This is a genomic window from Dietzia sp. CW19 (assembly GCF_014145265.1).
Classification (GTDB): Bacteria; Actinomycetota; Actinomycetes; order Mycobacteriales; family Mycobacteriaceae; genus Dietzia; species Dietzia natronolimnaea.
In genome coordinates this window covers 1-3,038 of record NZ_JAALEE010000364.1, presented here as the reverse complement: position 1 = coordinate 3,038, position 3,038 = coordinate 1, and the positions used below count along the sequence as shown (strand labels likewise).

Below are 3,038 nucleotides of genomic sequence, written 5' to 3'. Positions count from 1 at the left end.
CACCGGGGCACGTCGAACCGGGACCCGGGTGACGGGTGGGCGGCAGCGCGGTGAGATGCGGTTCCGCGGAGGCCGCCTCGCACCGGTACCCGCGATCCGGTAGGAACGGAGGCGCGGTGCGTCATCCGGGCGCGCGGGAGCCGAAGGGGACGCGGAATGGGCGCAGACGCGCGCATGACCACCGGGGTCGACGCCGAGGTCGTCGCGGAGGTGGGGGCTGAGGTCGGCGCATCCGGACCGGCGCCCGGCGACGTCCGACTGACGAGCGTGCACAACTTCCGTGACGTCGCGGGCCCGGGTTACGCGCTCCACCCGACCGGGAGCATGGCCCGCGGTCTGGTCTACCGATCCACCACGCTGTCGGTGGGTGAGGACGACCTCGGGGTACTCGAGCGGCTCGGGGTGAGCACCATCGTGGACCTGCGGACCGGCGACGAGATCACCAGGCAGCCCGACGTGATCCCCGCCGGTGCCGACTACCTGGCCATCGACGTCCTCGCCGGGAACACCTCCGCGGCCGCATTCACCGGGGTCGGGACGTTCAGCGTGGAGGACGCCCGACGCGAGACGGCGATCATGTACGAGCGGTTCGTCCTCGGCGACGAGGAGCGGACCGGTTTCGGCCGCGCGGTCAGCGCCGTGGCGCGGTCGGCGGGCCCGGCGATCGTGCACTGCACGGCCGGCAAGGACCGGACGGGCTGGACCTCCGCAGTGCTCCAGCTGCTCGCCGGAGTGCGGGAAGAGGACGTGATCGCCGACTACATGCTGACCCGCGAGCTGTCCGTCGACTTCGTCAACTCCATCCGGGCGTACGTCCGGGCGGAGATGCCCGAGCGTCTCGACGCGATCGACGTGCTCATCGGGGTCGAGGAGAGCAACATCCGGCGCTCGCTGACCGCGTTGGACAGCGAGTTCGGCGACGTCCGTCGATACCTCGTGGACGGCGCCGGGGTGGAGGAGGACCTCGTGGAGCAGCTGGGGGCCCGGCTCAGAACAGGACGATGACCGCGCCGAGCACACCACCGAAGGCGATCGCCTCGAGGATCACCGCGATGGTGCGGCCCACCTCGGACCGGGCCACGGAGTGGACCCTCGGGCCGGCCATCGTCAACGCGAACACCAGGACGAGGACCGCCACCCCGACAAGGGTGTCGGCGAGTCGCGCCGCCACGCCGTAGACCGCCCCGAGGCCGATCAGCCCCCCTGTCGCCGCGGCCGAGACCGTGGTCAACGGCGCCGGGAACACCGCGGCCGGGGTCGCCTCGCGGCCCACCGGGGCGACCTCCGCAGGAGGCGCCGGGGTGGAGCGGCTCCGGTCCCCGTCCTCCAGCATCAGTTGTCCGTTCATGCCCAGGACCCTACGTCCCGTTCCTAAAGGAATCCCCCGCCGTCCCTGTGGAACTGCTGGAAAATCGAAAAGCGCTGGTCAGCGTCCCGTAGATGGCGGAGAGATCGGTCACAATCCACAGGGACGGACCCGCCCCGGGCTGCGTGACCGCATGACCACGGGTGGGTCGGCGGGCGTAGGATTCGTGACGATCCGGTGGGGGCCGGGTCCGTTCTGTTGCGGGAAAGATCGGGGGACTGGCATGGGTTCTATGGGTGCGGTCGGGGGCTGGTTCGAGCCCGGGGACGACGCCGGGAGTGCGTGCGACGAGGCCGAGGCGGTACTCCTGGCGTGCGAGGACCTGGATGCCGTGATAGAGACGATCCGGCAGGCGGAATCCCCTGTCGACGCCCGCCGCGCCCTCAAACTGGGATTCGGGTTCTCGGGTAGGCAGGCCGCGCTGCTCCTCACCCTTCCGGTGCTGTCGTTCACGCGGTCCGAGCGCGACCGGATGCGCGACAGCCGACGTGCGCGGCTGGACCTCTTCGCCGATGTCACCGGGGCGATCCCGGCGGTTCGGGAGGACGAGGTCGAGCTCGACCCGGCGCCGGGACAGGCGGCGCGGGCGCCGGAACCGGAGTCCGCCGCGCGGGCGGGGTGGGGTGCCGAGTTCGACGGCGCCCTCGACGGGATCCGACGAGCGATGGACGATGAACAGGGCCGGGGCCCGACCGCTCCGCCGCCCGTGATCACCGGGGACCCGGGGCCCTCCGACCACGTCGCCCGGCGATCGCGGTCCGGGCGTGTCGACGAGGCCGCTGTCGTGCTCGACGAGCAGGTCGGGGAGCTCTGCGACGCGATCGCGGTCCTCCTGCAGGTGGAGAGCGTCCCCGGTGCGTGGCTGGATGATCCCCGCGCGTCCGACAGCCGGACCGGGACCCTCCTCGACAGCTGCGGTGTCGACGATTCGGTGGGGATCCGGACCCTGCTGTGGCATCTGCGCCGGACCGGCCTGGATTCGGTCGAGGGTCTGCTGCCGTTCGCCGAACCGGTCGGCGCCGCCGAGGGTTTCGAGGTCCAGGCGAAGAGGTTCGAGCACGCGATGGCGCTCGGCGGACTCGGTTCGGACCCGGGGTCCGGGGGTACCTGGACCGGTCGCCTGTGGCCGATCGCGGAGCGCCGCGGGTACGGGTACGCGGTGTCCTATCGGACCGGGCCGGACGCCGGGTCCATCTGGGCGTACGGCGGGGAGGAACCGCTCCACCGGGTGTGGGATTCGGTCGTCGACCTGCTGGTCGAGCTGTACCAGGCGTTGACCACCGGCGAACCCTGCGACGCCGCGGTCGCGGCCGCGGCGAACGGCCGGGTGGTGTGGACGAACCTCAGCTGAGGTCCCGTCCGATCACGGTGGCCCGGTTGCCGCGGCAGAACACGAGCTCGACGCGCGAGACCGTCCGGCCGGTGGTCGCGCCCAGCAGTTCGGCGTACGCGCACAACTGCAGCAGGTACTCGTCGACTGTCCCGGTGGTGACCGCCACATCGGTCTTGTAGTCGATGACGGACAGCGAACCGTCGGGCTCGTCCACGACCAGGTCGACCACCCCGTCCACCGCCACCGGCGTGCCGTCGGCCGTGGCGAGAGCGCCCGCGACCGGCAACTCCGCCCAGTGGGGGCGGGCGGCCGCCCTCCGGACGGGCTTCGAGGTGAGGG

At 72.0% G+C, this 3,038-nt stretch carries 4 protein-coding genes; 2 read left to right on the top strand and 2 right to left on the bottom strand.

Annotation, left to right across the window (positions count from 1 at the left end):
- Positions 1-156 precede the first annotated feature (156 nt).
- On the top strand, positions 157-1,005 hold the full coding sequence (locus G6021_RS11220; protein WP_241731274.1) for a tyrosine-protein phosphatase: 849 nt from the start codon (positions 157-159) through the stop codon (positions 1,003-1,005).
- On the opposite strand, the gene G6021_RS11215 is transcribed toward G6021_RS11220, so the two are convergent.
- Positions 989-1,348 carry a hypothetical protein gene (locus G6021_RS11215; protein ID WP_179524078.1) on the bottom strand — a complete coding sequence of 120 codons (360 nt, stop codon included), beginning with the start codon at positions 1,346-1,348 and terminating at the stop codon, positions 989-991. The genes G6021_RS11220 and G6021_RS11215 overlap by 17 nt on opposite strands.
- A 241-nt stretch (positions 1,349-1,589) precedes the next feature.
- Between G6021_RS11215 and G6021_RS11210 the strand changes: the two genes are divergently transcribed.
- Positions 1,590-2,717, top strand: a complete 1,128-nt coding sequence (locus G6021_RS11210; RefSeq protein WP_182641307.1) for a DNA gyrase subunit A — start codon at positions 1,590-1,592, stop codon at positions 2,715-2,717.
- Here G6021_RS11210 and G6021_RS11205 read toward each other — a convergent pair.
- Positions 2,710-3,038 (bottom strand): PD-(D/E)XK nuclease family protein (locus tag G6021_RS11205; RefSeq protein WP_182641306.1); only part of this gene is annotated, 329 nt, incomplete at its 5' end. The genes G6021_RS11210 and G6021_RS11205 overlap by 8 nt on opposite strands.